25 protein-coding genes are annotated in these 26,553 nt (G+C 60.7%); 16 read left to right on the forward strand and 9 right to left on the reverse strand.

What is annotated here, in order from left to right; all coding sequences use genetic code 11:
- Positions 1-188: 188 nt before the first annotated feature.
- Together ACIPL2_RS14155 and dinG are read right to left on the reverse strand one after the other, a co-directional pair.
- Positions 189-2,699: a beta-agarase gene (locus ACIPL2_RS14155; protein WP_401357262.1), complete on the reverse strand. Its 2,511-nt coding sequence runs from the start codon at positions 2,697-2,699 to the stop codon at positions 189-191.
- A gap of 95 nt (positions 2,700-2,794) precedes the next feature.
- On the reverse strand, positions 2,795-4,939 hold the full coding sequence (gene dinG, locus ACIPL2_RS14160; RefSeq protein WP_401357264.1) for an ATP-dependent DNA helicase DinG: 2,145 nt from the start codon (positions 4,937-4,939) through the stop codon (positions 2,795-2,797).
- Positions 4,940-5,038: 99 nt separating this feature from the next.
- Between dinG and ACIPL2_RS14165 the strand changes: the two genes are divergently transcribed.
- Positions 5,039-5,503 (forward strand): CopD family protein, encoded by a 465-nt coding sequence (locus ACIPL2_RS14165; RefSeq protein ID WP_401357266.1) that lies wholly within the window; start codon positions 5,039-5,041, stop codon positions 5,501-5,503.
- A gap of 121 nt (positions 5,504-5,624) precedes the next feature.
- On the opposite strand, the gene ACIPL2_RS14170 is transcribed toward ACIPL2_RS14165, so the two are convergent.
- The 4 genes from ACIPL2_RS14170 to ACIPL2_RS14185 all read right to left on the reverse strand — a co-directional run bounded on the left by ACIPL2_RS14170 (position 5,625) and on the right by ACIPL2_RS14185 (position 8,302).
- Positions 5,625-6,383 (reverse strand): collagen-like protein, encoded by a 759-nt coding sequence (locus tag ACIPL2_RS14170; RefSeq protein WP_401357268.1) that lies wholly within the window; start codon positions 6,381-6,383, stop codon positions 5,625-5,627.
- Positions 6,376-6,654, reverse strand: coding sequence for a DUF1145 domain-containing protein (locus ACIPL2_RS14175; RefSeq protein ID WP_401357270.1), 279 nt, complete (start codon positions 6,652-6,654; stop codon positions 6,376-6,378). Before ACIPL2_RS14175 ends, ACIPL2_RS14170 begins: the two co-directional genes overlap by 8 nt.
- A gap of 148 nt (positions 6,655-6,802) precedes the next feature.
- Positions 6,803-7,516 (reverse strand): OmpA family protein, encoded by a 714-nt coding sequence (locus ACIPL2_RS14180; protein ID WP_401357272.1) that lies wholly within the window; start codon positions 7,514-7,516, stop codon positions 6,803-6,805.
- Between the two features lie 90 nt (positions 7,517-7,606).
- The gene (locus tag ACIPL2_RS14185) at positions 7,607-8,302 is read right to left on the reverse strand and encodes an OmpA family protein (RefSeq protein WP_401357275.1); all 696 of its coding nucleotides are present in this window, start codon (positions 8,300-8,302) and stop codon (positions 7,607-7,609) included.
- 189 nt (positions 8,303-8,491) lie between these two features.
- Here ACIPL2_RS14185 and ACIPL2_RS14190 point away from each other — a divergent pair, with 189 nt between their 5' ends.
- The 4 genes from ACIPL2_RS14190 to ACIPL2_RS14205 all read left to right on the forward strand — a co-directional run bounded on the left by ACIPL2_RS14190 (position 8,492) and on the right by ACIPL2_RS14205 (position 10,290).
- Positions 8,492-8,989, forward strand: a complete 498-nt coding sequence (locus tag ACIPL2_RS14190; RefSeq protein ID WP_401357278.1) for a DUF6231 family protein — start codon at positions 8,492-8,494, stop codon at positions 8,987-8,989.
- Between the two features lie 4 nt (positions 8,990-8,993).
- Positions 8,994-9,470 carry a YchJ family protein gene (locus ACIPL2_RS14195; RefSeq protein WP_401357281.1) on the forward strand — a complete coding sequence of 159 codons (477 nt, stop codon included), beginning with the start codon at positions 8,994-8,996 and terminating at the stop codon, positions 9,468-9,470.
- 119 nt (positions 9,471-9,589) lie between these two features.
- The gene (locus ACIPL2_RS14200; protein ID WP_401357284.1) at positions 9,590-10,084 is read left to right on the forward strand and encodes an LEA type 2 family protein; all 495 of its coding nucleotides are present in this window, start codon (positions 9,590-9,592) and stop codon (positions 10,082-10,084) included.
- A complete protein-coding gene (locus ACIPL2_RS14205) occupies positions 10,081-10,290 on the forward strand; it encodes an SEC-C metal-binding domain-containing protein (RefSeq protein ID WP_007906737.1) in 210 nt (69 codons plus the stop codon). The genes ACIPL2_RS14200 and ACIPL2_RS14205 overlap by 4 nt, the downstream gene beginning before the upstream one ends.
- A 198-nt stretch (positions 10,291-10,488) precedes the next feature.
- On the opposite strand, the gene ACIPL2_RS14210 is transcribed toward ACIPL2_RS14205, so the two are convergent.
- Entirely contained in the window at positions 10,489-11,046 is a 558-nt protein-coding gene (locus tag ACIPL2_RS14210; protein WP_401357287.1) for a cysteine hydrolase family protein, read from the reverse strand.
- A gap of 146 nt (positions 11,047-11,192) precedes the next feature.
- On the opposite strand from ACIPL2_RS14210, the gene ACIPL2_RS14215 reads away from it, so the two are divergent.
- From ACIPL2_RS14215 to pdeM, 11 genes are all read left to right on the forward strand, one after another.
- The gene (locus ACIPL2_RS14215) at positions 11,193-11,837 is read left to right on the forward strand and encodes a glutathione binding-like protein (protein WP_401357290.1); all 645 of its coding nucleotides are present in this window, start codon (positions 11,193-11,195) and stop codon (positions 11,835-11,837) included.
- A gap of 210 nt (positions 11,838-12,047) precedes the next feature.
- Positions 12,048-14,498 (forward strand): penicillin acylase family protein, encoded by a 2,451-nt coding sequence (locus ACIPL2_RS14220; RefSeq protein ID WP_401357293.1) that lies wholly within the window; start codon positions 12,048-12,050, stop codon positions 14,496-14,498.
- Between the two features lie 193 nt (positions 14,499-14,691).
- The gene (locus tag ACIPL2_RS14225; RefSeq protein WP_401357296.1) at positions 14,692-15,726 is read left to right on the forward strand and encodes a ligase-associated DNA damage response exonuclease; all 1,035 of its coding nucleotides are present in this window, start codon (positions 14,692-14,694) and stop codon (positions 15,724-15,726) included.
- Positions 15,723-17,411 (forward strand): ATP-dependent DNA ligase, encoded by a 1,689-nt coding sequence (locus tag ACIPL2_RS14230; protein WP_401357298.1) that lies wholly within the window; start codon positions 15,723-15,725, stop codon positions 17,409-17,411. Before ACIPL2_RS14225 ends, ACIPL2_RS14230 begins: the two co-directional genes overlap by 4 nt.
- A gap of 307 nt (positions 17,412-17,718) precedes the next feature.
- A complete protein-coding gene (locus tag ACIPL2_RS14235) occupies positions 17,719-18,501 on the forward strand; it encodes a transporter substrate-binding domain-containing protein (protein WP_401357301.1) in 783 nt (260 codons plus the stop codon).
- 56 nt (positions 18,502-18,557) lie between these two features.
- Positions 18,558-19,286, forward strand: coding sequence for an ABC transporter permease (locus ACIPL2_RS14240; protein ID WP_401357304.1), 729 nt, complete (start codon positions 18,558-18,560; stop codon positions 19,284-19,286).
- Positions 19,283-19,993, forward strand: coding sequence for an ABC transporter permease (locus ACIPL2_RS14245; RefSeq protein ID WP_133837312.1), 711 nt, complete (start codon positions 19,283-19,285; stop codon positions 19,991-19,993). The genes ACIPL2_RS14240 and ACIPL2_RS14245 overlap by 4 nt, the downstream gene beginning before the upstream one ends.
- A 26-nt stretch (positions 19,994-20,019) precedes the next feature.
- The gene (locus ACIPL2_RS14250; RefSeq protein WP_401357307.1) at positions 20,020-21,138 is read left to right on the forward strand and encodes a succinylglutamate desuccinylase/aspartoacylase family protein; all 1,119 of its coding nucleotides are present in this window, start codon (positions 20,020-20,022) and stop codon (positions 21,136-21,138) included.
- A gap of 13 nt (positions 21,139-21,151) precedes the next feature.
- Positions 21,152-21,916 carry an ABC transporter ATP-binding protein gene (locus ACIPL2_RS14255; protein WP_401357310.1) on the forward strand — a complete coding sequence of 255 codons (765 nt, stop codon included), beginning with the start codon at positions 21,152-21,154 and terminating at the stop codon, positions 21,914-21,916.
- A 177-nt stretch (positions 21,917-22,093) separates the two neighbouring features.
- The gene (locus ACIPL2_RS14260; RefSeq protein WP_401357313.1) at positions 22,094-24,583 is read left to right on the forward strand and encodes a ligase-associated DNA damage response DEXH box helicase; all 2,490 of its coding nucleotides are present in this window, start codon (positions 22,094-22,096) and stop codon (positions 24,581-24,583) included.
- Entirely contained in the window at positions 24,580-25,236 is a 657-nt protein-coding gene (gene pdeM, locus ACIPL2_RS14265; protein ID WP_401357316.1) for a ligase-associated DNA damage response endonuclease PdeM, read from the forward strand. The genes ACIPL2_RS14260 and pdeM overlap by 4 nt, the downstream gene beginning before the upstream one ends.
- A 114-nt stretch (positions 25,237-25,350) precedes the next feature.
- Here the strand turns inward: pdeM and ACIPL2_RS14270 are convergent, their stop codons facing one another.
- Entirely contained in the window at positions 25,351-25,560 is a 210-nt protein-coding gene (locus ACIPL2_RS14270) for a hypothetical protein (RefSeq protein WP_017336784.1), read from the reverse strand.
- Positions 25,561-25,667: 107 nt separating this feature from the next.
- Entirely contained in the window at positions 25,668-26,234 is a 567-nt protein-coding gene (dcd, locus tag ACIPL2_RS14275) for a dCTP deaminase (protein ID WP_007947207.1), read from the reverse strand.
- Between the last annotated feature and the right edge of the window lie 319 nt (positions 26,235-26,553).

The following is a 26,553-nucleotide window of genomic DNA, read 5'->3' on the forward strand; positions in this document are numbered from 1 at the left end:
ATTGTTCCAGCCATTGAAGGATTTGGGAACAGGGGCGGGCTGGGCGGTCGGTTGCCCATGGAAATGATCGACAATGTGTAGCGCCTGAATCGACGCCTTCGCGGGCGAGCCTCGCTCCTACAGGTACGGTGGTGCTCTTGTAGGAGCGAGGCTTGCCCGCGAAAAACGATAACGCGGTCTATCAGGCCTCAGTGGCCATTGGCCGAATGCCCGCCCGCATGCCCAGCGCCCTGCCCTGCACCTTTGCCTGCCTCGCCTTTTCGGCCGCCCTCGGCGTTGTGACTGGCTTTGTCCGCCTCAGCCTTGGCCTTCTCGGCCTCTTTGCCCAACTGATCGACGGTCGCCAGGTTGCTCTTGCGCACACTGTCGACAAAGCCCTGGAACGGCAGATCGGTAATGCCCACCAATCCAAAATGACCATTCTCGCCATCCAGCAAGCGCCCGGTCACCGGTTGATCGAGGTATTGGAACCAATGCACGCCGACAATCGACGGCTCGCTCATCGCCTGCTTGAGGAAATTCGCATAGGCCGGACCGCGATCTTCTTCCTTGGCCAATGGCGTCACGCCACCCCAGAACGGGCCGCGATCCGTCGAGCCGAAGTTGAACTCGGTGATCAGCACCGGTTTGTCCAGGCTGCGCAATGTGGCGAAGTCGTATCCGTCCTGCGGCTGCAGGGTGTACAGGTTGAAGCTCAACACATCGCAATACTGGGCGCAGGACGCCACCGCTTCCGGCGTGCTGATGGCAAAGCGGCCGCCCAGCAACAACTGGTTCGGCGCATGCCACTTGAGTGAGTCGGAGATGGTCTTGAAGTAGGTGTCGGCGAAGACCTTCTGGAAGTATTTGAAGTCGGCTTCGATTTCCGGGTGTTCGGCACTCGGGAGCGGCGGCACGAAGCCGGGGTCTTCCATCAATTCCCAGGCGGGCAGGTCGATGCCCCAGGCTTTGGAAAGACCGGCCTGGTTGCGGTATTTGTCGCGCAATTGCTTGAGGAACGCGCGTTTGGCCGGCACATCGGTGGTCATCTTCAAGGTGCCGTAGGCCAACGCATAGCGGGCTTTCGGATCGTCGCCGGGGCCGGCCCAGGCCAGTTCGTTGTCGGCAAAGTAGCCGATCAGCCACGGATCGTCGCGATGGTCGCGGGCCGCGATGGCCACGGCACGCTCGGTGGCCATCGCGAAACGCGGGTCGAACGGGTCAGGCATGCCGCCCCACCAATCGGTGCCGGTGCTGATGCTGGCGTAATCGCCGACGATCGACAGCGGCAGGGTGTACGGCACGCGGTCGGTGTTGCCCAGCGCCGGAGCGCTCCAGTTGCCGATGGTGTTGAAACCCCAGGCTTGCAGGCGATCCAGGGTGTGGCCAGCCCAGCGCTGTTCATCAACCAGCGCTTTGCACGGTTCGGCAGGTGTTTGCTCGGCTGCTTTCGCGGCTGTCGCTTCGACGGCGCCGGTCTTGGCTGCCTCGGCGACACCGGCTTCGGCAGTCGTAGGCGCAACCGGTTGCTCGGCAGCCTTGTCGGCTGTCGCTTCAACCGCATCGGCCTTGGCCGCTTCGGCAACACCGGCCTTGGTGTCGCTGCCCAACGCGCAAGGTTCGCCATACAGGCGTTGCAGGTTGGCGCCATAGAAGTCATACCAACGACCGGCGTTGTAGGCACGGCCCTGATCAACGCCGTTACCGCCACGGTTGTCGCCTTCGCCATAGTGGTTGGCCAACACCTCATCGGGTTTTGGCAGGGATTCGAACATCCACTCGCGGCCGGCGATGTAGGTCTGGTTGACGTCCGGGGTGAGGGTGTTGACCCCCAGGGAATAGAACGGATGACCTTCCGGCGTCACCAGGTACCAGCGACCATCACGCTTCTCGGTGCGGAAAAAGCCACTGGCCTTGAACGCCGGGCCTTTGTTCAAGCCACCGAACTTGTCGAGGGGCGACTTCTCACGCTCGGCGAGCCAGGTTTTCAACTGCTGCTGTTCCTTGGCGGCGGCGCTTTTCAGTTGCTCATCGCTGCTGACCTTTTCCGGCCATTTGGCCCGGGTCGACTGACCGTAGGCGTCTACCAGACCGCCATATGCGGCTTTGGTCACGGCCTCGCCATCCTGCACGCCGAAGCGTTCCAGCAGGATGCTCTGGGCCACTTTCGGCTGATCCATCGACAAGCTCACCGACACCACTTGGCTGCGATCCAGTTCCCCGCTGCTGTTGGCCAGCAGTACGCGCTGGCCGTCGACATTCATCGGCATCGGTGGGCCGGCTTTCATGCCTTGGCTCAAAGGTGTACTGGCGACCAACGGCACTAACAGGGTTTGCGCCGGGCCGGCCGGCAGATCGACCCGGCTGACCAGCGTCTTGCCATCGTTGCTCTGGATTTTTACGTAGAGCGTCACGGCCCAGTTCATCGCGCTCTGGATTCGCAGGCTCATGACGCCCGACTGCGACCAGTCCCAGGCGCCGGTTTGCGGGGTCAGGCGCAAGGTCGGCTGAGCCACCGGATTGAAGGTCACCCGGCGCAGCACTTCGCCTTCGGCCGTTTGCTCGGCATTGGATTGCGGCAGGCTGGCGTCCTGAGTCGCGATCTGGACGACGTCGGCGGGGCGTACAAAGTTGAACAGCGTCTGCTGGGCAGCAGGGGCCGCCAGCAACGGGGCTGCGAACATCAGGGCAAAAACGGCAGGCAGCGAACGGCGAATCATGAGAACGAAATTCTCCCTAACGGCCATCAATGGCCAGTGGAAAAGCGATGGTAGAGAGATAGACAACGCGGTGGGCACATTTGCCCACCGGTGTTTCAGGAAATTTCACGACGGAAGGGAGGCAACGCATTGAGGATCGCCTTGCCGTAGCGCTGGGTCACCAGACGCCGGTCGAGCAAGGTGATGGTGCCGCGGTCTTCTTCGGTACGCAGCAAGCGCCCGCAGGCCTGGACCAGTTTCAGCGAGGCATCCGGCACGGAGATTTCCATGAACGGATTGCCGCCCCGCGCCTCAATCCACTCGGCCAGGGCCGCTTCGACCGGATCATCCGGCACCGAGAACGGAATCTTCGCGATCACCACGTGCTCGCAATACGCACCTGGCAAGTCGACGCCTTCGGCGAAACTCGCCAGGCCGAACAGCACGCTGGAATCCCCGCCATCGACCCGCGCCTTGTGCTTGTTCAGGGTTTCCTGTTTCGACAGGTTGCCTTGAATGAACACTTGCTTGCGCCAGTCGCGATCCAGGCCGTCGAACACGTCCTGCATCTGTTTGCGCGAAGAAAACAGCACCAACGTGCCGCGCGAACCTTCCACCAGTGCCGGCAAGTCACGAATGATCGCGGCGGTGTGGGCCGGCGCATCCCGTGGGTCGGCTTTCAGGTCCGGCACCCGCAGCACGCCGGCATCGGCGTGATGGAACGGGCTCGGGACCACGGCGGTCACGGCTTTTTTCGGCAGGCCGGCGCGCATGCGGAAACGGTCGAACGTGCCGAGTGCCGTCAGCGTCGCCGAAGTCACCAGCGCGCCGTAGGCCACGTTCCACAGATTGCGCCGGAGCATTTCCGCCGCGAGGATCGGGCTGGCGTTGACCTCGATGTCGAACAGCGAACCGCTTTCGGCCAAGGTCAGCCAACGGGCCATGGGCGGGTTGTCTTCCGGGTCTTCAGCGGTAAACGCGCCCCACAACTCCCAATTGCCCGAAGAGCGCGACAACAGGCTGCCGAACAGCGGATACCATTCTTCAGCCTGGTTGCTGGCGATGCCGATGTTAACCTCGCCATCCATGCCTTCCTTGAGCAGTTCGGTGAGCCGGGTGAACAGGTCGGTCAATCGGGCGAAGCCTTTTTTCAGCTCGACGCCCATTTCGCGCATGTGTTCGGGAATCACCCCGCCGACGAAGCGATGACGCGGCCGCTCACGGCCTTCGACGTCTTCGCCGGGTTTGAAGTCGGCGACCTGCTCGCACGCGGTGAACATGAACTGCTGCTGGGTTTTGATCTCGCGGGCCAGTTCAGGCACCTGCTCGATCAATTTGCCCAGGTCACCCGGCAATGGGTGCTGGGCCAGCAATTTGGTGAGGTTCTTGGCGGTGGTTTCCAGCCAGTCGGCGGTGGAACGCAGGCGCGTGTAATGGGCGAAATGGCCGATGGCCTTGTCCGGCAGGTGATGGCCTTCGTCGAATACGTAGATGGTGTCGCGCGGATCCGGCAGTACCGCGCCGCCGCCCAGCGCCAGATCGGCCAGGACCATGTCGTGGTTGGTGACAATGACGTCGACCTTGCCCATGCCTTCGCGGGCCTTGTAAAAGGCGCACTGGCCGAAGTTTGGGCAATGGCGGTTGGTGCACTGGCTGTGATCGGTGGTCAGGCGCGCCCAATCGGCGTCTTCCAGGGCGGTGGACCAACTGTCACGGTCGCCGTCCCACTTATTGCCGGCGAGCTTCTCGATCATGCTGGTGAACAGCTTCTGACTGGCCTCGTCGACTTCGATCTTGAAGCCTTCTTCCTCGAACAGCTGCGCGGTGGCGGTTTGCGCGTGACCTTCCTGGAGCAACATGTCGAGCTTGGACAGGCACATGTAGCGCCCGCGTCCCTTGGCCAGGGCGAAGCTGAAATTCAGCCCGCTGTTGCGCATCAGGTCAGGCAAGTCCTTGTAGACGATCTGCTCTTGCAGGGCCACGGTCGCCGTGGCAATCACCAGGCGTTTGCCGGCAGCTTTCGCCGTCGGGATCGCCGCCAGGCTGTAGGCCACGGTTTTACCGGTACCGGTGCCGGCTTCCACCGCGACAATCGCGGGGTCGCCACTGCGCCGGCCTTCGTCGTCGGTGTCGATGTCACCGAGGACCTTGGCAATTTCGGCGATCATCAGGCGTTGGCCGTAGCGCGGTTTCAAGCTCTTGGCTTCGAGAAAACGCGTGTAGGCGCCCTGGATCGTGGTTTTGAGTTCGGTGCTGATCATGGATTGTCGGGCGCAAAAAACGCTGGATAAATTTTCAGTGGTTCGGTTCGGCCGCTATCATACCCCGCTAATTAATCCCGCGCAGAACGGAGTACCTCAATGACCGCTTTTAGCCTTGTTTATAGCCTGCATATCCTCGCCGCACTGGTGTGGGTGGGCGGCATGTTTTTCGCCTGGATGGTCTTGCGCCCCGCGGCGATGAAGGCACTGGAAGGCCCTGCCCGGCTGAAGCTGTGGGTAGAAGTGTTTCAAGGTTTTTTCCGCTGGGTCTGGGTCGCGGTGGTGCTTTTGCCGATCAGCGGTGTGGGCATGATTCATCTGCAGTACGCCGGGTTTGAAGCCGCGCCGCGTTACGTGCAGGTGATGATGGGGTTGTATGTGGTGATGACGGCGCTGTTTATCCGGATTCAGGCGTTGTTGCTGCCGGAACTGCGCGCGGCGGTGACGGCGCAGGATTGGCCGACCGGGGCTGCGGTGTTGGGGAAAATTCGTAAGTTGGTGGGGATCAATTTGATGGTCGGGTTGGTGTTGGTGGCGATTGCTGCGGCCCGGCCGATGTTTTGAGGCGATTCGGATGACGCCTTCGCGGGCAAGCCTCGCTCCTACAGGGTTCGCAGTGATCCCTGTAGGAGCGAGGCTTGCCCGCGAAGACTATCGACCAGACAACACAAAACTCAGAAACGTCTTACAACCGCTGAACCGTCACCGATCCCGCCGCCCCCGCAGGCCCTGGCTGGCCATCGGCACCCGGACGCCCGCTCTTGCCGCCATCGGCCTTGTAGACGAAGCACCCCTTGGCCTTGCCTCCCGCCCCCGGTTTACCGCCAGGTCCTGCGACACCACCGGCACCGCCGTCCACCTGAACCTTGATCTGTTCCGCCGGGTAATCGCGCGGTACTTCAAGCCGTACCAGCGCACCCGGTGCGCCGGCCTGGCCGTCACTGCCGTTGCTGCCATCGGCACCGCGACCGGCCTGGCCCCAGGTGCAACCCGGCGCCTGACCGTTGGCCCCATCGAGACCGACAAAACCCGGCGCACCGGCGCCGCCGCGAGCGTCGACCGACAATTGTGGCGCGTTCAGCGCCTTGATCTGTAAATTCAGATTGCGCCCGGAACGGGCGGCCTTGAGGTAAGTCCCCGGCGCGCCGCGGGCGGTAATCTGGCTGCCTTCAGACAACTGGGCACGGCTCACCTTCAACTCCAGGGACTTTTCGCTGGGCACGATGGCGATCCGCGCTTCCCGACCCAGGCGCAATTCGCCAACAGTGACTTCGGTCACGTTCGAGGGAATCAGCAACGTGCCGTAATCGGCGACTTCCAGGCGTTCCAGTTGCAAGGTGCTGGCGGTGTTGGGCAAGCGCATCAGCGAGTTGGTTTCGACGCTGACAACCTGAGCGCAGGCCAATGGACTGATGAGTGCGGCGAGCAGACAGAGTTTACGCATGGGAAGCCTTAGGTGCGGTCGGAGCCGGGAGGGTTTGCAGGTGGAAAACGCCAAAGAACAGAATCTTCAGGCGATCAAGCCAAGGATGGGCACGCCCCCTGAGACTGCGGAAACAGAACACCGCTTCAAGCAGATGGAGCCCTGCCAACAGGCTGCCGGCCAGATCGACCAACAGGTGCAGAGGATTGACAAACGGCATGAGCTGATTGACCAGCACGACCAGCCAGAACAGCAGGGTCAACAGCTTCCCCAGCGTCCAAAACACCTTCATACGCTCCCCCGTTGAGAATTATTCTTTGCGCGCACAGTAACGGCTTCCACGCGAGATAAGCCAGAGGGCAACGGAAAATTCTTCATGAAGGCCGCCGAATGGCCGTCGAAGCGACCCTGATTGTCGCCCGACGGCTCTATTACGTGGCTCAGCGGTTGATGTGCAATTCCACGCGACGGTTTTTCGCGCGCCCCTCTTCCGTTTCGTTGTCGGCCACAGGCTGGCTTTCGCCTCTGCCCTCGCTGGTGAGTTTGTTCGGCGCCAGGCCCTGGCTCAACAGGTATGCCGCCACACTGCTGGCGCGTCGCTCCGAGAGCCCCTGGTTATAGGCGTCGTTGCCCACGCTGTCGGTATGACCGACCACTTTGATGCTCACCACATCGGCGCTTTGCAGCTTGGGCATCAGCGCATCCAGCTGACTCTGCGCAGAGGGCGTCAGTTCGTACTTGTTGAAGGCAAACAGCACGTCGCCGGGCAACGTGATGACTTCGGGTGCCACCGGTGCGACCGGTTTTACGCTGACCGGGTACTGCGGCAGCGGACAACCGTGATGTTCGACTGGGGTATTGGCGGGTGTATCCGGGCAGCGATCACGTCGATCGAAAACACCATCGTCGTCTTCGTCGCCATCCTGGGCGTAACAGATCAAGCCACCGGTCAAGATTCCGAGTGCTGCTCCGCCAGCCGCCCAACCGCCACTTTGCAGAGCACCGAGACCTCCGCCGACCAGCCCGCCAATGACGCTGCAGATTGGCCAGGTTCGTTGGTTGAGGGGGGCGGTGCCATCGCTGTGAGTAGCGCAACCGGTCATCAGGCTGCCAAGCAGCAGAACCGGCAAGACGGTCCGTGTGAGAACACTCATGGTGAAAGCTCCTGTGTTACCGGCCAATGCCGGTTACACAGGAGTAAAGACCCGCATCCGCGACTGCACAAGCCGCGGTGCGAACGGGGCCTAGCGGTTGATTTTGATTTCCGTGCGACGGTTCAACGCACGGCCGTCAGCGGTTTTGTTATCGGCAACCGGCTGGCTTTCACCGGCACCGGCCACAGACACGAACTCGTTGCGGGGTACGCCTTGGGAAATCAGGTACTCAACCACCGAGTGTGCACGACGATCCGACAGTTTCTGGTTGTAGGCATCGCTGCCCACGCTGTCGGTGTGACCGGTCACGGTCAGTTGGGCGGTGCTGGCTTCCTGTTTCAGGCGAGTGGCGATTGTGTTGAGTACTTCTTTATCGGAAGGGGTGAGCGTGGCCTTGTCGAACTGGAAGTGAACATCGCGGATGACAATGACTTCTTCCTTGACCACTACCGCCTCTTCGACCACGGGTGCAGGCACAGGTGGAGGGCAACCATCGGCATCGACCTTCACGCCTCTAGGCGTACCCGGGCACTTGTCACGGCTGTCCGGCACACCATCGCCGTCTTCGTCGCCGTCACCGTGAACCCAGCAATAAGCAGCAGCCGTGCCGCCGACGAGCAGCGCGCCATACCCTGCCCACGCCGAACTCTCGGTCGCGCCGAGACCCGCGCCCACGACACCACCGACCGCCGCACAGGTCGGCCAGTCGGTTTTCTGCAAACCTGCGCAACCAGTCAACACACTGGTTAGCAGAACCAAGGGTAATGCTGTCCGAACTATGCTCATCTAGTTTTCTCCTGAGGGATCGGCTTGAAACCGATTCAGGTAGTAAAGACCCGAGTTTTAATCTCCGCCAGCAATAGGCCATTGCAGTTTTTTCCAATGTTCACGGGCGTTCGCGGCTTTTTGCGGTAAGACGCTCTAGGCCCGAACCTGTGAGCAGGCTAGTCTTGGCGCTCTGATTGAGGATCTTCGATGATTGCAGGTATTTCTTCGCGTACCCCGCAGCAGGCGCTGGCCGCTTTGCTTGATCGCTACGCCCCCGCGCGTCTGCTGCTGATTGGCGCCAGTGAGTTCCCGGCGCTGGAGGCCTTCAAACTCGCGCACCCGGACAGCAGCGTGGCTCACGCCACACCGGGGCCGTTGCCTGCCGAGCTGGCGGCACGGCGGTTCGACCTGGCGCTGGTGGTCGATTGCCTGGAACATTTGCCCAAGCGCGATGGCCTGAACCTGTTAGGCGGGATCCGCAACCTCAATGCCAGTCGCATCGCGGTGCTGGCGGACTTGCCGGCCAGCGGCTGGCAGGAGACCGATTTTTTCTCCCTGGCGCTGCAAGCCAGCGAACGTTTCCAGCGTGACGAGCAGGTTCTGACCCTGTTCACCTATGATCTGCTTGACTACAAACAAGTACCCGACTGGCTCAACTCACGCTTCTGGGCCAATCCGGAAAACTTCGGGAAATATTGGTGGTAACGCAATGAGTACATCTATTTGCCCTTGCGGCAGCGGCACCCTGCTCGACGCCTGCTGCGGTCATTACCATGCCGGGCATCCGGCGCCTTGTGCCGAAGCCTTGATGCGTTCGCGCTACAGCGCTTACGTGCTGGGCCTGATCGACTACCTGGTGGCCACCACCCTGCCCGCGCAACAGGCCGGCCTGGACCGTCAGTCCATCAGCGACTGGAGTGCCAAAAGCACCTGGCTGGGGCTTGAGGTGGAAAGCTCCGAAGTGTTTGGCGGTCAACCGGAACACGCCTTCGTGACCTTCACCGCGCGCTGGCATGACGGCGCCGGCGAACACAGCCATCGCGAGCGCTCGTCGTTCGTGCAGAACACCGGCCACTGGTACTTCATCGACCCCACCGTGCAACTCAAGGCCGGGCGCAACGATGCGTGCCCTTGTGCCAGCGGGCAGAAATTCAAGAAGTGTTGTGCGGGGTATTTCGGCGCATGAGATGACGTTAAAAGATCGCAGCCTGCGGCAGCTCCTGCAGGGGATCGGCCTGCACCTGCAGGAGCTGCCGAAGGCTGCGATCTTTTAGGGCTAGACTGGGCATCAAAGGGAGTACAAATATGCTCAGCCATTGGTGCACTCTGCGAACAATCACCCTGTTCCTGTTTCTCGGGCTCGGCGGCTGTGCGTCCTGGTTCAGCGACGATGAACCGGAACCGCAGGTGCACCTGGTCAAGGTCGAAGTCGTCCAGGCCAAACTCATGCAGCAACGATTCATCCTGCACTTTCGTGTCGACAACCCCAGAGACAGTGACCTGACGGTGCGCGGCCTGGAATACCGCATTCATCTGGGGGACATGCTGCTCACCGAAGGCGAACACGAACACTGGTTCACGGTCAGCCCCAAACGCAGCGCCTACTTCAAGGTGCCGATCCGCACCAACCTGTGGCCCAAGGTCCGGGATGTGGTGAAAATGTTGAAAAAACCGAACCAACCGATTCCCTATCGTCTGGAAGGTGAGCTGGAAACCGGCTTATTCATCGCGCACTACGTGCACCTGGCGCGTAATGGCGTGATAATCCCCGCCGATTTAATTCCGGAGCAAAACCGATGACCCAGCAACCCCATGTCCATGGCCCTGACTGCAACCACGATCATGACCATCACGACCACCATGATCACGACCATGGCCATGTCCACGGCCCGAACTGCGGCCACGCTCATCAGGAACCGGTGCGCAACGCCCTGAAAGACGTGGGCCGCAACGACCCTTGCCCTTGTGGCAACGGCAAGAAATTCAAGAAGTGCCACGGCGCTTGATGCTTCGGGCGAAGAGCTTCTTCGCCTGTTGAATCGCCTTCGCGAGCAAGCCCACTCCCACAGGTTTTTGCATTGAACACAAACTATGTGAACACTCGACCAATGTGGGAGCGAGCCTGCTCGCGATGACTGCGGCACATCCACCATCGATGTGTCAGTTCCACCGCTTTCGCGAGCAGGCTCGCTCCCACAGGGATTTCAGCCAGGCTGCAAAATCTGTGTGGTGCTCACGACCGTTGCATATTCGCCATGCAGATTCCCCAGCGACATCGCATGCACCTCTTCGGCGCAATGGGCGTTACCAAAGTAGTCAGCCTTGTCGAAGGTAAAGCACGCATCCTCCGCCACCCATGCCTCAAACCCCAGATTGCCCGCCGTTCGCGCCGTGGACTCCACCGAATTGTGGGTCGCCACGCCAACGATAATCACCTGATCAATCCCCGCCTCGCGCAATCGCTGCTCCAGCCCCGTGGCACAAAACGCATCCGGCACCTGTTTCTGAATCAGCTGCTCACCGGCCTGTGGCTGGAAGCTCTCCTGAAACTCAACCCCCGATTGCTCCGGCCAGAACACAGATTCCGGGGAACGGGACAAGTGCTGCACGTGAATCACCGGCCGCCCGGTTCGCCGCCAATGCACCAATAACGCCAGCATCCGCTCCTCGGCCTGAGGATTATTTCGGCGACCGAGCCGGGGTTCCAGGATGCCTTTTTGTTGATCGATGATGATCAGCGCCGCGTTTGTCTTGAGCTCCATGCCGACTTTTCTCCTGCGGGGTCATTGAATTTCATGCACTTCAGCATCACCTCTTCCTACAGGCAAGCTATCGAACGCAAACAGGACGACCTGATGCCGGCGTTTGCTGGGCGCACGTAACGACATCTCTTGATTTGGAGTATTCCATGATCGACCTGTATTACTGGACCACCCCCAACGGCCACAAAATCTCGCTATTTCTTGAAGAAGCCGGCCTGCCGTACAACGTTTACCCGATCAACATCAGCCAGAACGAGCAGTTCCAGCCGCACTTTCTGAAAATCTCGCCCAACAACAGGATCCCGGCCATCGTTGATCATGAGCCCGTTGACGGTGGCGAGCCGTTATCCGTGTTCGAATCCGGAGCCATCCTGCTGTACCTGGCGGAGAAAACCGGCAAGTTCCTGCCCAAAGACCTGCGTGGCCGCCAACTGGCGTTGCAATGGTTGTTCTGGCAAATGGGCGGCCTGGGGCCGATGGCCGGGCAGAATCATCATTTCAGCCAGTTCGCCCCGGAGAAAATCCCCTACGCGATAAAACGCTACATCGACGAGACCGCGCGCTTGTATGGGGTGCTCGACAAGCAACTGGCGAACCATGAGTTCGTCGCCGGCAGCGAGTACAGCATTGCCGACATGGCGATCTACCCGTGGATCGTTTCCCACAAGTGGCAGAGCCAGAATCTGGAGGACTTTCCGAATGTGCTGCGTTGGTTCAACCATATCCAGAACCGTCCGGCGACGGTGAAGGCTTATGCGTTGGCGGCCAAGGTGAATCCGCCTAAATCCTGATGGAAGATCAAAAGATCGCAGCCTCGTTGCACTCGACAGCTCCTACAGGTGAATGCAAAACCGTGTAGGAGCTGTCGAGTGCAACGAGGCTGCGATCTTTTGCCTTTGGTAGACAAATCCCGAAATAACCTGATACCCCGCTTGCGCGCCCACCTCCTGCTCACTAACGTAGCGGCTTTATTGCGCCTCTACCCCCGCAGGAGCTTTGCCATGGCCTCGCCAGCCCTCACACATTTTATTCCCCGGTTCGGCGTTGCCGCTGCAGTGGCCGGTGTTTTGAGCCTGACCGGTTGTCAGACCTGGAACACCCAAGACACCCTCCCGCCCACCACCGGTGTACAGCCGCTCAAAGGCCTGGCGCAGAATGTTTCGGTGCGCCGTAATGCCATGGGCATGCCGCTGATCGAAAGCAACAGCTTCCACGACGCGCTGTTCGCCCTCGGCTACGTGCACGCTAGCGACCGCATCACGCAAATGGTCACCCTGCGCCTGTTGGCCCAGGGCCGTCTGGCGGAAATGTCCGGCTCGGACCTGCTCGACGCCGACCGCTACATGCGTGCGGTCAACCTGAAGAAAAGTGCCGGTGAGTTGTACAAGGCGTCTTCGCCGCGTCTCAAACGCTTCTTCGAAGTCTATGCGCGCGGGGTCAACGCCTACCTGTTCCGCTACCGCGACAAGCTCCCGGCGGACCTGATGGCCACCGGGTATAAGCCTGAATACTGGCAGCCGGAAGATTCGGCACTGATTTTCTGCCTGTTGAACTTCAGTCAGTCGGCCAACCTGCCGGAAGAAATTTCCTCGCTGGTGTTGGCCCAGACCGTCAGCAACGACAAGCTGCCTTGGCTGGAACCGTCCGCTCCCGACGAAAAACTGCCCTTGGGCGAAGGCGAAAAACTTCAAGGCATCAAACTCAACGGGCAAATCCCGGGGCTTAGCGAAGTCAGCAAAGCCACGCGTCAACTGTCCGATCTGAATCTGCTGAGCGCCACGTCATCCAACAACTGGGCCATCGCCCCGCAACGCAGCCGCAGCGGTAAAAGCTTGCTGGCCAGCGACAGCCACGGGCCGTTGGGCGTGCCATCGCTGTTCAGCTACGTGCAAATTCGCGCGCCGAAATACCAGGCCTCGGGCGTGACCATTGCCGGGTTGCCGATGGTCCTGGGTGGTTTCAACGGCAAAGTGGCGTGGAGCATGACCTCAGTCATGGGCGACAACCAGGACCTGTTCCTGGAAAAAATCAAACGCCAGGGCAACGGGCTTTCCTACGAGGTCGGCGGTAAATGGCAGCCGGCCATCGTGCGCAACGAAACCTTCTTCGTCAAAGGCCAGCGACCGGTTCGTGAAGCCGTCTACGAAACCCGTCACGGGCCGCTGCTCAACAGCGCCCAGGGCACCGCGCTGGGCAATGGCTTTGGCCTGGCCTTGCAAACGCCGAACTTCACCGACGACAAAACCCTGGACGCGTTTTTCGACCTGTCCCGCGCGCAAACCGTCGAGAAAGCCTCGGACGCGAGCCGTGAAATCCGCGCCATCGCGCTGAACCTGGTGTTTGCCGATGCCAGCAACATCGGCTGGCAAGTCACCGGGCGCTATCCAAACCGTCGCGAAGGCGAAGGCCTGCTGCCATCGCCGGGCTGGGAAGGTCGTTACGATTGGGACGGTTACGCCGACCCGATGCTCCATCCGTATGACCAGGACCCGGCCCAAGGCTGGCTCGGCACCGCCAACCAGCGGGTCATTCCCCATGGCTACGGCATGCAGTTGTCCAACTCCTGGTCGGCACCGGAACGTGGCGAACGCATGGCAGAACTGGCCGGCGTGGGCAAACACGACACGCGCAGCCTGATCGCCATGCAGTACGACCAGACCACCACGTTCGCCGCCAAACTGAAGAAAATGTTCGCTGCGCCGGGCATGTCCCAGCCGCTGAAACAGGCTATTGAAGCCTTGCCGGGGGCCGATCGCGACAAGGCTCGCGAGGCTTTCGCGCGGTTGATGGCCTTCGACGGCAAACTCAGCCCGACCTCCGCCGACGCGGCGATCTACGAGTTGTTCCTGCAACAAAGCACCCAGCAGATCTTCCTCGACGAACTGGGCCCGGAAAGCAGCCCGGCGTGGCAAGCCTTTATCGCCAACGGCAAGTTGTCCTACGCGGCCCAGGCCGATCACCTGCTGGGGCGCGAGGACAGTCCGTTCTGGGATGACGTGCGCACCGCGCAAAAAGAAGACAAACCGGCGATCCTCGCCCGCAGCCTGGCGGCGGCTATTTCGGCCGGTGACAGCCAGTTGGGCGGCGACCGCAAAGCCTGGCAGTGGGGCAAACTGCACCGCTACGAGTGGAAAAACGCCAGCGGCCAGACCGTGCGCGGGCCACTCGCGGCCGGCGGCGATCACACCACGCTCAATACCGCAGCGTTCGCTTGGGGGCAGGATTTCAACACGACGCTGGCGCCGGCCATGCGCTTTATCGTCGACTTCGGCCAGGCCGAACCGCTGATGGGCCAGAACGGCACCGGTCAATCCGGCAACCCAGCCAGCCCGAACTACCTCGACAGCGTCGATCCGTGGCTCAAGGGCCAGTACATGAGCTTGCCGATGCAGCCGCAGAACTTTGACAAGGTGTACGGGAGCAAGCGCCTGACGCTGATGCCTGGCAAGTAAGTCAAAAGGCAAGATCAAAAGATCGCAGCCTCGTTGCACTCGACAGCTCCTACAGGGTGTACGCCGTCCCATGTAGGAGCTGTCGAGTGCAACGAGGCTGCGATCTTTTGCGTTTAAACGCTGAAACAATCAATAGAACTTCTCGCCTCGCGCCCACCTCATAGCTAACAAGTCCCCCCATTTGGTAACAGACATGGACCTTGTTATCGCTCGTCCAGAAGGTTTGTATTGCCCGGCCGGGGATTTCTACATCGACCCGTGGCGCCCCGTCGAGCGCGCGGTCATCACGCACGCCCACGGCGACCATGCCCGTACCGGCAATCAACACTATCTGGCGGCCGCGCCCGGCGCAGGGATTCTGCGCACGCGCCTGGGCCAGGACATCGACCTGCAAACCCTGGCGTACGGTGAGCCACTGCTGCATCACGGGGTAAAACTGAGTTTTCACCCGGCTGGCCACGTGCTGGGTTCGGCGCAAGTGCGGCTGGAACACGGCGGTGAGGTGTGGGTCGCCTCGGGGGACTACAAGATCGAACCCGACGGCACCTGCGCGCCCTTCGAGCCGGTGCGCTGTCACACCTTCATCACCGAATCGACATTTGGCCTGCCGATCTATCGCTGGCAACCACAATCGCAGGTCTTTGCCGAGATCAACCTGTGGTGGCAAGCCAATGCCGCCGTCGACAAAACCAGCGTGCTGTTTTGTTACTCCTTCGGCAAAGCCCAGCGCATTCTCCACGGCATCGACGCCAGCCTCGGCCCTATTCTGGTGCATGGCGCCGTCGAACCGCTCAACCGGGTGTACCGCGAGGTCGGGGTTTACTTGCCGCCAACGATCCATGCCAGCGAGGTCAAAAAGAGCGACCCGATGATGCGCAAGGCGTTGGTGCTCGCGCCGCCGTCCGCGGGTGGCAGCACCTGGATGCGCCGCTTCGGCGACTACAGCGATGGCTTCGCCAGCGGCTGGATGCGCTTGCGCGGCACGCGACGGCGGCGCGGCGTCGACCGTGGTTTCGTGTTGTCCGATCACGCCGACTGGCCGGGCTTGCTCTGGGCCATCGAACAGACCGGGGCGGAACGGGTGATGGTGACTCACGGCTCGGTTGGCGTATTGGTCCGCCATCTGCGTGAGCAAGGGCTCGACGCCCAGAGCTTCAACACCGAATACGGCGACGATGACGAAGAGCCCCAAAGCGCTGAGCCCGAAAGTGCCGAGGTGCTGACATGAAGGCATTCGCCGAGTTATACGCCGAGCTCGACGCGACGACGTCGAGCAACGCCAAACTGGCGGCGATGCAACACTATTTCGCCCAAGCCGCGCCGGAAGATGCGGCGTGGGCGGTGTACTTTCTGTCGGGTGGGCGACCTCGCCAATTGGTGCCCGTGCGCATCCTGCGTGAGCTTGCCGAGACGGTGTCCGGCCTGGCGCCCTGGCTGTTCGAAGAGAGTTATCAGGCGGTGGGCGATCTGGCGGAAACCATCTCGCTGGTGCTGCCCGAAGCGCTGCACAGTTCTACCGACGGACTGGCCGTGTGGATGGAAGAAAAACTGCTGCCGCTGCGCGGTGAATCTCCGCAGGTCTTCGCCGAAAAACTGCCCGCCCTGTGGGCACAACTGGACCGCCCGAGCTTGATGGTCTGCATTAAATTGATCACCGGCAGTTTCCGCGTTGGCGTTTCCAAGTTGCTGGTAACCCGTGCCCTGGCGGCCATGGCGCACCTCGACAGCAAGCGCGTGGCCCAGCGGCTGGTGGGTTACACCGACCTGTCGAACCGCCCAAGCGCCGCCAGTTACCTGAAGCTGATCGCTGCCGAATCGTCCGACGAGCATGCGCAACGCGGCGGTCAGCCGTATCCGTTTTTTCTCGCCCACGCCTTGTCGCAACCGGTCGACCAGTTCGAAGCCCTGCTCGGCCCGGCCAGTCAGTGGCAAGTGGAATGGAAGTGGGACGGCATCCGCGCGCAGGTGGTCAAGCGCGATGGGCGCCTGTGGATCTGGTCGCGCGGCGAAGAGTTGGTCACCGAGCGCTTCCCGGAACTCGATAGCCTGGTGCACGGCTTGCCCGATGGCACGGTGATCGACGGAGAAATCGTGGTCTGGAAAGCCGCACAACCGGGCACAGAGGATGCCTTCAACCCGCAATCGTCGACCTCGCCCTCGGTGCAACCCTTCGCGTTGTTGCAACAGCGGATCGGCCGCAAAACCCTGGACAAGAAAATCCTCGAAGCAGTGCCGGTGGTGGTCCTCGCCTATGACTTGCTGGAATGGCAGGGCGAAGACTGGCGCAACCGGCCTCAAGCCCAACGCCGCGCTCAACTGGAGCAGGTGATAAAAGCCTGCGCAAACCCGGTGTTGCTGCCCTCGCCGGTGCTCACCGGTGAAGACTGGTTCGACCTCGCCCGTCAGCGCGAAGCGTCCCGCAGCCTGGGGGTCGAAGGCATGATGCTCAAGGCGCGGGATGCGCTGTATGGTGTCGGCAGGACCAAAGACATGGGCGTCTGGTGGAAGTGGAAAGTCGACCCGTTCAGCGTCGATGCGGTGCTGATTTATGCACAACGGGGCCATGGCCGCCGCGCCAGTCTCTACAGCGATTACACGTTTGCGGTGTGGGATGGCCCGCCGGACGCCAGTGAACGCACGCTGGTGCCATTTGCCAAGGCGTATTCAGGGCTCACCGATGAAGAAATGCGCCAGGTCGACAGCATCGTGCGCAAGACTACCGTGGAGAAATTCGGCCCGGTGAGCAGTGTCAAACCGAGCCTGGTATTTGAACTGGGCTTCGAGGGGATCGCCTTGTCCAGGCGTCATAAAAGCGGCATCGCGGTGCGGTTTCCGAGGATGTTGCGCTGGCGGCAGGACAAGTCGGTCGAAGAGGCCGACAACCTCGGGACACTGCAGGATTTACTCGGCTAACCCCCGCCTTCTGTAGGAGCGAGCTTGCTCGCGAAGGGGTGTCAGTCAACTTAAATGTGCCTGATACACCGCCTTCGCGAGCAAGCTCTGCTCCTACAGGTTACTGGGCAATTTGAATCATTTTGGTGCAGCTATTTCCCGGCGCACGTTTTCGTGCATAAATCTCCCCCGGCCATTTCTTGAATCACCTTTTAAACGCTTGTTCGGCACTCTGGTTCGGAAATTGCTACTTTCATTGAGTCTTACGCTTTCCAGTAACAATAATTCTGCGCCACAAGCGCTCATATTGGTTCTTAGGGATTGAATAATGAAAAAAGCATTGCTGACCCTTTCTGCACTGGCGTTGTGCATGGCTGCCGGCTCCGCCATGGCGAAGGAATACAAAGAATTGCGTTTCGGCGTTGACCCTTCCTATGCACCGTTCGAGTCGAAAGCGGCTGACGGTAGCCTGGTAGGCTTCGACATCGATCTGGGGAACGCGATTTGCGCCGAGCTGAAGGTCAAGTGCAAATGGGTCGAAAGCGATTTCGACGGCATGATTCCTGGCCTCAAGGCCAATAAATTCGACGGTGTGATCTCTTCGATGACCGTCACCCCGGCCCGCGAAAAAGTCATCGATTTCTCCAGCGAGCTGTTCTCCGGCCCAACCGCATACGTCTCGAAGAAAGGTTCTGGCATCACCGCCGACGTTGCTTCGCTCAAGGGCAAAACCGTTGGCTATGAGCAAGGCACCATCCAGGAAGCCTACGCCAAGGCCGTCCTGGACAAGGCTGGAGTGAAAACCCAGGCCTATCAGAACCAGGACCAGGTGTATTCCGACCTGACGTCCGGCCGTCTCGATGCGGGTATCCAGGACATGCTGCAAGCTGAACTGGGCTTCCTGAAGTCGCCAAATGGCGCCGATTACGAAATCAGCAAGCCGGTGGACAGCGAATTGCTGCCAGCCAAAACAGCGATCGGTATCTCTAAAGGTAACAAAGACCTCAAGGCACTTTTGGATAAAGGTATCAAAGCGTTACACGACGATGGCACCTACGCCACCATTCAGAAGAAACACTTTGGCGATCTGAATCTGTACAGCGGCAAATAATGCCCGGCGCCCATCTCGCGATGGGCGCTTTTTTCATCCGATCAGGTTGCTGATTTATGTTCGAAAACCTCTTACAAAACCTGGGGCTCTCAGCCTTCAGCCTCAAGGGCTTCGGTCCGTTGCTGATGGAAGGCACCTGGATGACCATCAAATTATCGGCGTTGTCGCTGCTGGTGGCCGTGTTGCTCGGCCTGCTCGGCGCCAGTGCCAAGCTGTCAAAAGTAAAACTGGTGCGCGTGCCGGCGCAGGTCTACACCACGCTGATTCGCGGCGTACCGGACCTGGTGCTGATGCTGCTGATTTTCTACAGCCTGCAAACCTGGTTGACGTCGTTCACCGATTTCATGGAATGGGAATACATCGAGATCAACCCGTTCAGCGCCGGGGTGATTACCCTGGGCTTCATTTATGGCGCGTATTTCACCGAAACCTTCCGTGGCGCGATTCTCGCGGTGCCGCGGGGCCAGATCGAAGCGGCCACGGCCTATGGCCTCAAGCGCGGCCAGCGGTTCTGGATCGTGGTGTTCCCGCAGATGATGCGCTTTGCCCTGCCAGGCATCGGTAACAACTGGATGGTGATGCTCAAGGCCACCGCCCTGGTCTCGATCATCGGCCTCGCCGATCTGGTCAAGGCCGCCCAGGACGCCGGCAAAAGCACTTATCAACTGTTCTACTTCCTCGTGCTGGCGGCCGTGATTTACCTGCTGATCACCAGTGCGTCCAACGTCGTCCTGCGCTGGCTTGAACGCCGTTACGCCGCGGGCTACCGGGAGGCCGTACGATGATCGAACTCCTGCAGGAATACTGGAAACCCTTCCTTTATAGCGACGGCAACAACATCACCGGCCTGGCCATGACCCTATGGCTGCTCAGTGCGTCGATTTTCATCGGTTTCCTGGTGTCGATCCCGCTGTCCATTGCCCGGGTTTCGCCGCACTTCTATGTTCGCTGGCCGGTGCAGTTCTACACCTACCTGTTCCGTGGGACGCCACTGTATATCCAGTTGCTGATCTGCTACACCGGGATTTACAGCCTGGCGGCGGTACGTGCTCAGCCGGTGCTGGATGCGTTCTTTCGCGATGCGATGAACTGCACCATCCTGGCCTTCGCCCTGAATACCTGCGCCTACACCACGGAGATTTTCGCCGGGGCGATTCGCAGCATGAACCACGGTGAAGTCGAAGCGGCCAAGGCTTACGGTCTGACAGGCTGGAAGCTGTATGCCTACGTGATCATGCCTTCGGCCCTGCGTCGCTCGTTGCCTTATTACAGCAACGAAGTGATTCTGATGCTGCACTCGACCACCGTGGCGTTCACCGCGACCATTCCGGACATCCTGAAAGTGGCTCGGGACGCCAATTCGGCGACCTTCCTGACCTTCCAGTCGTTCGGCATTGCCGCGTTGATCTACCTGACCGTTACCTTTGCGCTGGTCGGCCTGTTCCGCCTCGCCGAACGCCGATGGCTGGCCTTCCTCGGGCCGACTCACTAGGGCCCAAGCTTTCTGGAATAAGACAAATGCGCCACCAGATTCATGACTTGCTGGCCCCGCTGCCGGGGACTGCACGACAGATCCACAGTTTCCACTTCGGCCCCTCGCCGGCCAAAGGCAAGGTCTACATCCAGGCGTCCCTGCACGCCGATGAAATGCCCGGCATGCTGGTCGCCTGGCACCTCAAGCGGCGTCTGGCGGAGCTGGAAGCCGCTGGCCGCCTGCGCAGTGAAATCGTGCTGGTACCGGTGGCCAATCCGGCCGGCCTGGAACAGGTGCTGATGGATGTGCCGCTGGGCCGCTACGAGCTCGAAAGCGGGCAGAACTTCAATCGCTGGTTCGTCGACTTGAGTGAAGAAGTCGGTAATGCGATCGAAGGCCAGCTCGGCGACGACCCGCAGCGCAACCTCGAACTGATCCGCAGCAGCCTGCGCAATGCGCTGGCCAAACAGACCGCCAGCACTCAACTGCAATCCCAACGCCTGACCCTGCAGCGGCTGGCGTGCGATGCGGACATGGTGCTGGACCTGCACTGCGATTTCGAAGCCGTCGCGCACCTTTACACCACGCCCGAGGCCTGGCCGCAGGTCGAGCCGCTGGCCCGTTACATCGGTGCCGAAGCCAGCCTGCTGGCCACCGATTCCGGCGGCCAGTCGTTTGACGAATGCTTCACCCTGCTCTGGTGGCAGTTGAAAGAGCGCTTCGGCGAACACTTCGACATTCCGCCGGGCAGTTTCTCGGTCACCGTCGAATTGCGTGGCCAGGGCGACGTCAATCACCCGTTGGCCAGCCTCGACTGCCAGGCGCTGATCGAATACCTGACTCACTTCGGCGCCATTGCCGGCGCACCGGCGCCACTGCCCGAGCTGCCCTACCCGGCCACGCCGCTGGCCGGTGTCGAGCCGGTGGCGACTCCCGTCGGTGGCCTGCTGGTGTTCACCGCGCTGCCGGGCGAGTACCTGGAAGCCGGGCAATTGATCGCCGAAATCATTGACCCGATTTCTGATCGCGTCACGCCCGTTCATTGCACCGCCGCCGGGTTGATGTACGCCCGCTCGCTGCGTCGCATGGCCACTGCCGGCATGGTGATCGCGCATGTCGCGGGCACCGAGGCCTATCGCAGCGGCTACCTACTTTCGCCTTGAGGATGCATGCCCCATGTACAAACTGACCATCGAAGGCCTGCATAAAAGCTATGGCGATCATCATGTGCTCAAAGGCGTTTCACTCAAGGCCAACACCGGCGACGTCATCAGCCTGATCGGCGCCAGCGGCTCGGGCAAAAGTACCTTCCTGCGTTGCATCAACTTTCTCGAACAACCCAACGAAGGCACTATGAGCCTCGACGGCCAGGACATCCGCATGGCCAAGGATCGCCACGGCATCCACGTGGCCGACCCCGCTGAACTGCAGCGGATTCGCACTCGCCTGGCCATGGTGTTCCAGCACTTCAACCTGTGGAGCCATATGACGGTGCTGGAAAACATCACCATGGCTCCGCGCCGGGTGCTCGGTTGCAGCAAGCAAGAAGCCGAAGACCGCGCCCGGCGCTACCTCGACAAAGTGGGTCTGGCCGCGCGCGTAGCGGACCAATACCCGGCATTCCTGTCCGGTGGCCAGCAGCAACGGGTCGCGATTGCCCGCGCCTTGGCCATGGAACCGGAAGTCATGTTGTTCGACGAACCGACCTCGGCGCTCGACCCGGAACTGGTGGGTGAAGTGCTTCGCGTGATCCAGGGCCTGGCAGAAGAAGGCCGGACCATGATCATGGTGACCCACGAAATGAGCTTCGCCCGCAAGGTATCGAGCCAGGTGCTGTTCCTGCACCAAGGGCTGGTCGAGGAAGAAGGCGCGCCGGAAGACGTGCTGGGCAATCCGAAGAGCGAACGATTGAAGCAGTTCCTCAGCGGTAACCTGAAGTAAATACAACCCCTCTGTAGGAGCGAGCTTGCTCGCGAAGGTGTGTCAGTTGGCAGCAAGGTGCCTGACACTCCATCGCGAGCAAGCTCGCTCCCACAGAGGGTGTCGCTTAAGTGGATTAAACTTGTTCACTCGCGCCGCGGTCACTGAAAGAACACTTTCAGAGCGCACACCGCCGGCATGGGAACCTCCCCCGACTTCGCCAAACACTGGTTCACCGCTCGCGGCTGGAAGCCATTCGTCTTTCAGAAACAGGTGTGGGCGGCGGTCAAACAAGGTCAGTCCGGATTGCTGCACGCAAGCACCGGCGCTGGTAAAACCTATGCGGTCTGGTTCGCGGCGCTCAACCGCTTCGCTCGCGCCTCTCCTCCTGTTGAAAATCCACGCAAACGCAAACCGGTTGCGCCACCGCTGACGGTGCTGTGGATAACGCCCATGCGCGCATTGGCCGCCGACACAGCGCGCGCACTCGAAGCGCCGCTGCCGGACTTGCAGATCCCATGGAGCATCGGCCTGCGCACCGGAGACACCAGCAGCAGCGAACGCGCGCGCCAGAGCCGGCGCCTGCCGACCACACTGATCACCACCCCGGAAAGTCTCACCTTGATGCTCGCGCGCGCCGATGCGCGCACAGCGCTCTCGACCTTGTGCATGGTGGTGGTCGATGAATGGCATGAACTGCTCGGCAACAAACGCGGCGTGCAACTGCAACTGGCCCTCGCCCGTTTGCGCCACTGGCAGCCCGAGCTGATCGTCTGGGGCGTTTCCGCTACGTTGGGTAATCAGGCTCACGCCGAGCAGGTATTAATCCCACAGGGCGGCGGCATCAGCGTCCAAGGTCAAAACGGCAAGGAACTGCGGGTCGACACCTTGTTACCGCCGGCCATCGAACGTTTTCCGTGGGCCGGACACATCGGCCTGAAGATGTTGCCGCAAGTGGTCACCGAGATTGAATCCAGCCCCAGCACCCTGGTGTTCACCAACACTCGCGCACAATCGGAACTCTGGTATCAGGCCTTGCTGGAAGCTCGCCCGGATTGGGCCGGATTGATCGCCTTGCATCACAGCTCATTGTCGCGAGACACCCGCGACTGGGTTGAACGCGCCCTCAAGGAAGGCCAACTCAAAGCGGTCGTCTGCACGTCCAGCCTGGATCTGGGCGTGGACTTCCTGCCGGTGGAACGCGTGCTGCAAATCGGCTCGGCCAAGGGCGTAGCGCGGCTGATGCAGCGTGCCGGCCGCTCGGGTCACGCACCGGGGCGGGTGTCGCGAGTCACACTGGTGCCGACGCACAGTCTGGAGTTGATCGAAGCGGTCGCGGCCCGGGATGCCGTGGCACAAAGACGGATCGAGCCCCGCGAATCGCCGCACAAGCCACTGGATGTGCTGGTGCAGCATCTGGTCAGCATGGCGCTGGGCGGTGGGTTTCTACCCGATGAGTTGTACGAAGAAGTGCGCGGAGCCTGGGCTTATCGTAACCTTGGCCCGGCCGATTGGACGTGGGCGCTGGCTTTCGTACGACACGGCGGGCTTTCTCTGACGGCCTATCCTGATTACCGCCGGGTCGAGCCCGATGAACACGGCGTATGGCGCGTCCCCGACGCACGATTGGCCCGACGGCATCGCATGAGTATCGGCACCATCGTCAGCGACGCGAGTATTCAGTTGAAATTCTGGAGCAAGGGCGGCGGCGGCAAGCAACTGGGCAGTGTCGAAGAAGGGTTCATCGCGCGACTCAAGCCCGGTGATGGCTTTCTTTTCGCCGGCCGGTTGCTGGAACTGGTCCGGGTCGAAAACATGACCGCTTATGTCAAACGCAGCACGGTGAAGAAAGCCGCCGTGCCGCGCTGGAATGGCGGGCGCATGCCACTGTCCAGCGAGTTGGCCAACGCGGTGGTTGCACGATTCAGTGCTGCAGCGCAGGGTGAATTCAGCGGCCCGGAAATGCAGGCGCTGCGTCCGCTGTTAGCGGTGCAGCAACAGTGGTCAGGCTTGCCAACCGAGCATAGCCTGCTGGCCGAGGCGCTAAAATCCCGCGAGGGTTGGCATCTTTTCCTCTATCCCTTCGCCGGCCGCCAGGTGCATCTGGGTTTGGCGAGCCTGCTGGCGTGGCGAGTCAGTCAACGGCAATCAGTGACGTTCTCCATCGCCGTCAACGATTACGGGCTGGAACTGCTCAGCGCCACCTACGTCGATTGGTCTCAGCATTTGAACCGCGAATTGCTGAACTCAGAACATTTGCTGAAGGACGTGCTCGCCAGCCTGAATGCCGGTGAACTGGCGCTGCGTCGCTTCAGGGAAATCGCGCGAATTGCCGGGCTCGTATTCGCCGGTTATCCAGGCGCACCGAAAAGTACCCGCCAGGTTCAAGCGTCGAGCGGATTGTTTTTCGAAGTGTTCAAACAATACGACGCCGAGAATCTGCTGCTGGCCCAGGCCGGTGAAGAAGTCCTGCGCGAGGAACTGGATATTCATCGCCTCGAACAGACGCTGGAGCGGATCAACCGGCTAAAACTGGACCTGCATCACATCAAGCGCCCTACGCCCCTCGGGTTTCCACTGCTGGTGGAACGCATGCGCGAAAGCATGAGCTCGGAGAAACTCGCTGATCGCATCAGGCGTATGGTCAGCGACCTGGAAAAAACCGCCGAAACCGGGAAGCCAACATGAGTACGCCCTATCCTGTGCGGCTGGCGGGTGAAGCCCTGTGGCTATTGCCGGAAAAAGCCATCTATTGGCCGGCCCAGGAAGCGCTGCTGATTGCCGATGTGCATTTCGGCAAGGCCGCCGCCTATCGAAGCCTCGGCCAACCCGTACCGCAAGGTACCACCGCGCAAAATATTGCGGTGCTCGACCGATTACTCGCAGCCCTGCCCTGCCGTCAGCTGATTTTCCTCGGAGACTTTCTCCACGGCCCCGGCTCCCATGCCATCGCTACGCTGAGCGCCCTGGCTGACTGGCGAGCGCGGCACAGCAACTTAGCGATGACACTGATCCGTGGCAATCACGACAAGCGCGCCGGTGATCCGCCGGTTTCGCTAAACATTCGCGTGGTGCCTGAGCCATTGCTATTGGGGCCGTTTGCGTTGCAGCACGAACCTCAGCCGCACCCGGAAAGACACGTACTCGCCGGTCATGTGCATCCGGTTTATCGGCTCAAGGGTCGGGGTCGGCAGAGTTTGCGGCTGGCGTGCTACAGGCTCGGCGAAGACGTCAGCCTGCTACCGGCGTTTGGTGCCTTCACGGGTGGCTATCAGGTTGAACGCGATGATAACTGCAGGATTTTCGTCATCGGCGACAACGAAATATGGCCAGTCAACTGATCCCCTGTAGGAGCGAAGCTTGCTCGCGAAGGCGGTGTGTCAGGTGAGAATGATGTTGCCTGACACACCGCCTTCGCGAGCAAGCTTCGCTCCTACAGGGTACCCATTTGGTAATCAGGCAACCGGCGCGGGAGGCGGCTCATCCGGCAGGGTGGGCTCACCGGGTTCGGTCGGTTGTTCGTTTGGAGTATCGGGATCAGGCTGACCGGGGATGCCCCCTGCCATGCTGATTGGCGGATGTGCCAACAAGGACCAGGCCAAGACGCCAACCTGATTGGGCTCAAGCCTGGCCAGTTCGGCACTTATTCGCGGATCGATCTTCATAAAGCACTCCTGAGCAATGGCCCTGTCCGCTGTAGGCGAACCGGGCAGTACACCCCAATAGAGTGTCTACCCGCTCAAGAATTCCCGCCAGTTGCCAGATGAATGGATCAAGTGCGTGGCAAGGTGACGCCGAGTTGGCCCTGATACTTGCCGCCACGGTCCTTGTAGGAGACTTCGCACTCTTCGTCGGATTCGAAGAACAGCATTTGTGCGACACCTTCGTTGGCGTAGATCTTGGCCGGCAAAGTAGTGGTGTTGGAGAATTCCAGGGTCACGTGGCCTTCCCACTCAGGCTCAAGCGGCGTCACGTTAACGATAATGCCGCAACGGGCGTAGGTGCTTTTACCAAGGCAGATGGTCAGCACATTGCGCGGGATGCGGAAGAATTCCACGGTGCGCGCCAGGGCGAAGGAGTTTGGCGGAATAATGCAGACATCGCTTTTGACGTCGACGAAGCTCTTCTCGTCGAAGTTCTTCGGATCAACGGTCGCCGAATTGATGTTGGTGAACACTTTGAATTCATCGGCGCAACGCACGTCGTAGCCGTAGCTCGACACCCCGTAGGAAATCACTCGCTCGGCGCCTTCACCGCGCACCTGGCGCTCGACGAAAGGTTCGATCATGCCGTGCTCTTGCGCCATGCGGCGAATCCACTTGTCCGATTTGATGCTCATGGCGGGTGTCCTGAATAGCGAGGTGGAAAAATTCTGTCCGGCATCTTACCGGGGCGCGTCGCCGGGTTCAAAGTCCGAGGCGCAATTCTCGGCGATCCCCCGTAATTTCCGGGCCTGCGCCGCAATGCAGTGCACCGTCAGTCACGAAAACAGAGAAACCTTCGCAGGAAGCATTGGCACGTTCGGGAAAAAGGGTTAAGGTGGCGCCACTGTGCTGCTTGTGTCACTGAGAATCTCTACACGATATGTTGAATTTCGATCCAACCATCTACAAGAATTTTTCCTGCTGTTTGCACTCAGTCTCGGGCAGGGGTCTTCC

This window comes from Pseudomonas sp. NPDC086251 (genome assembly GCF_044746405.1).
Taxonomy (GTDB): domain Bacteria; phylum Pseudomonadota; class Gammaproteobacteria; order Pseudomonadales; family Pseudomonadaceae; genus Aquipseudomonas.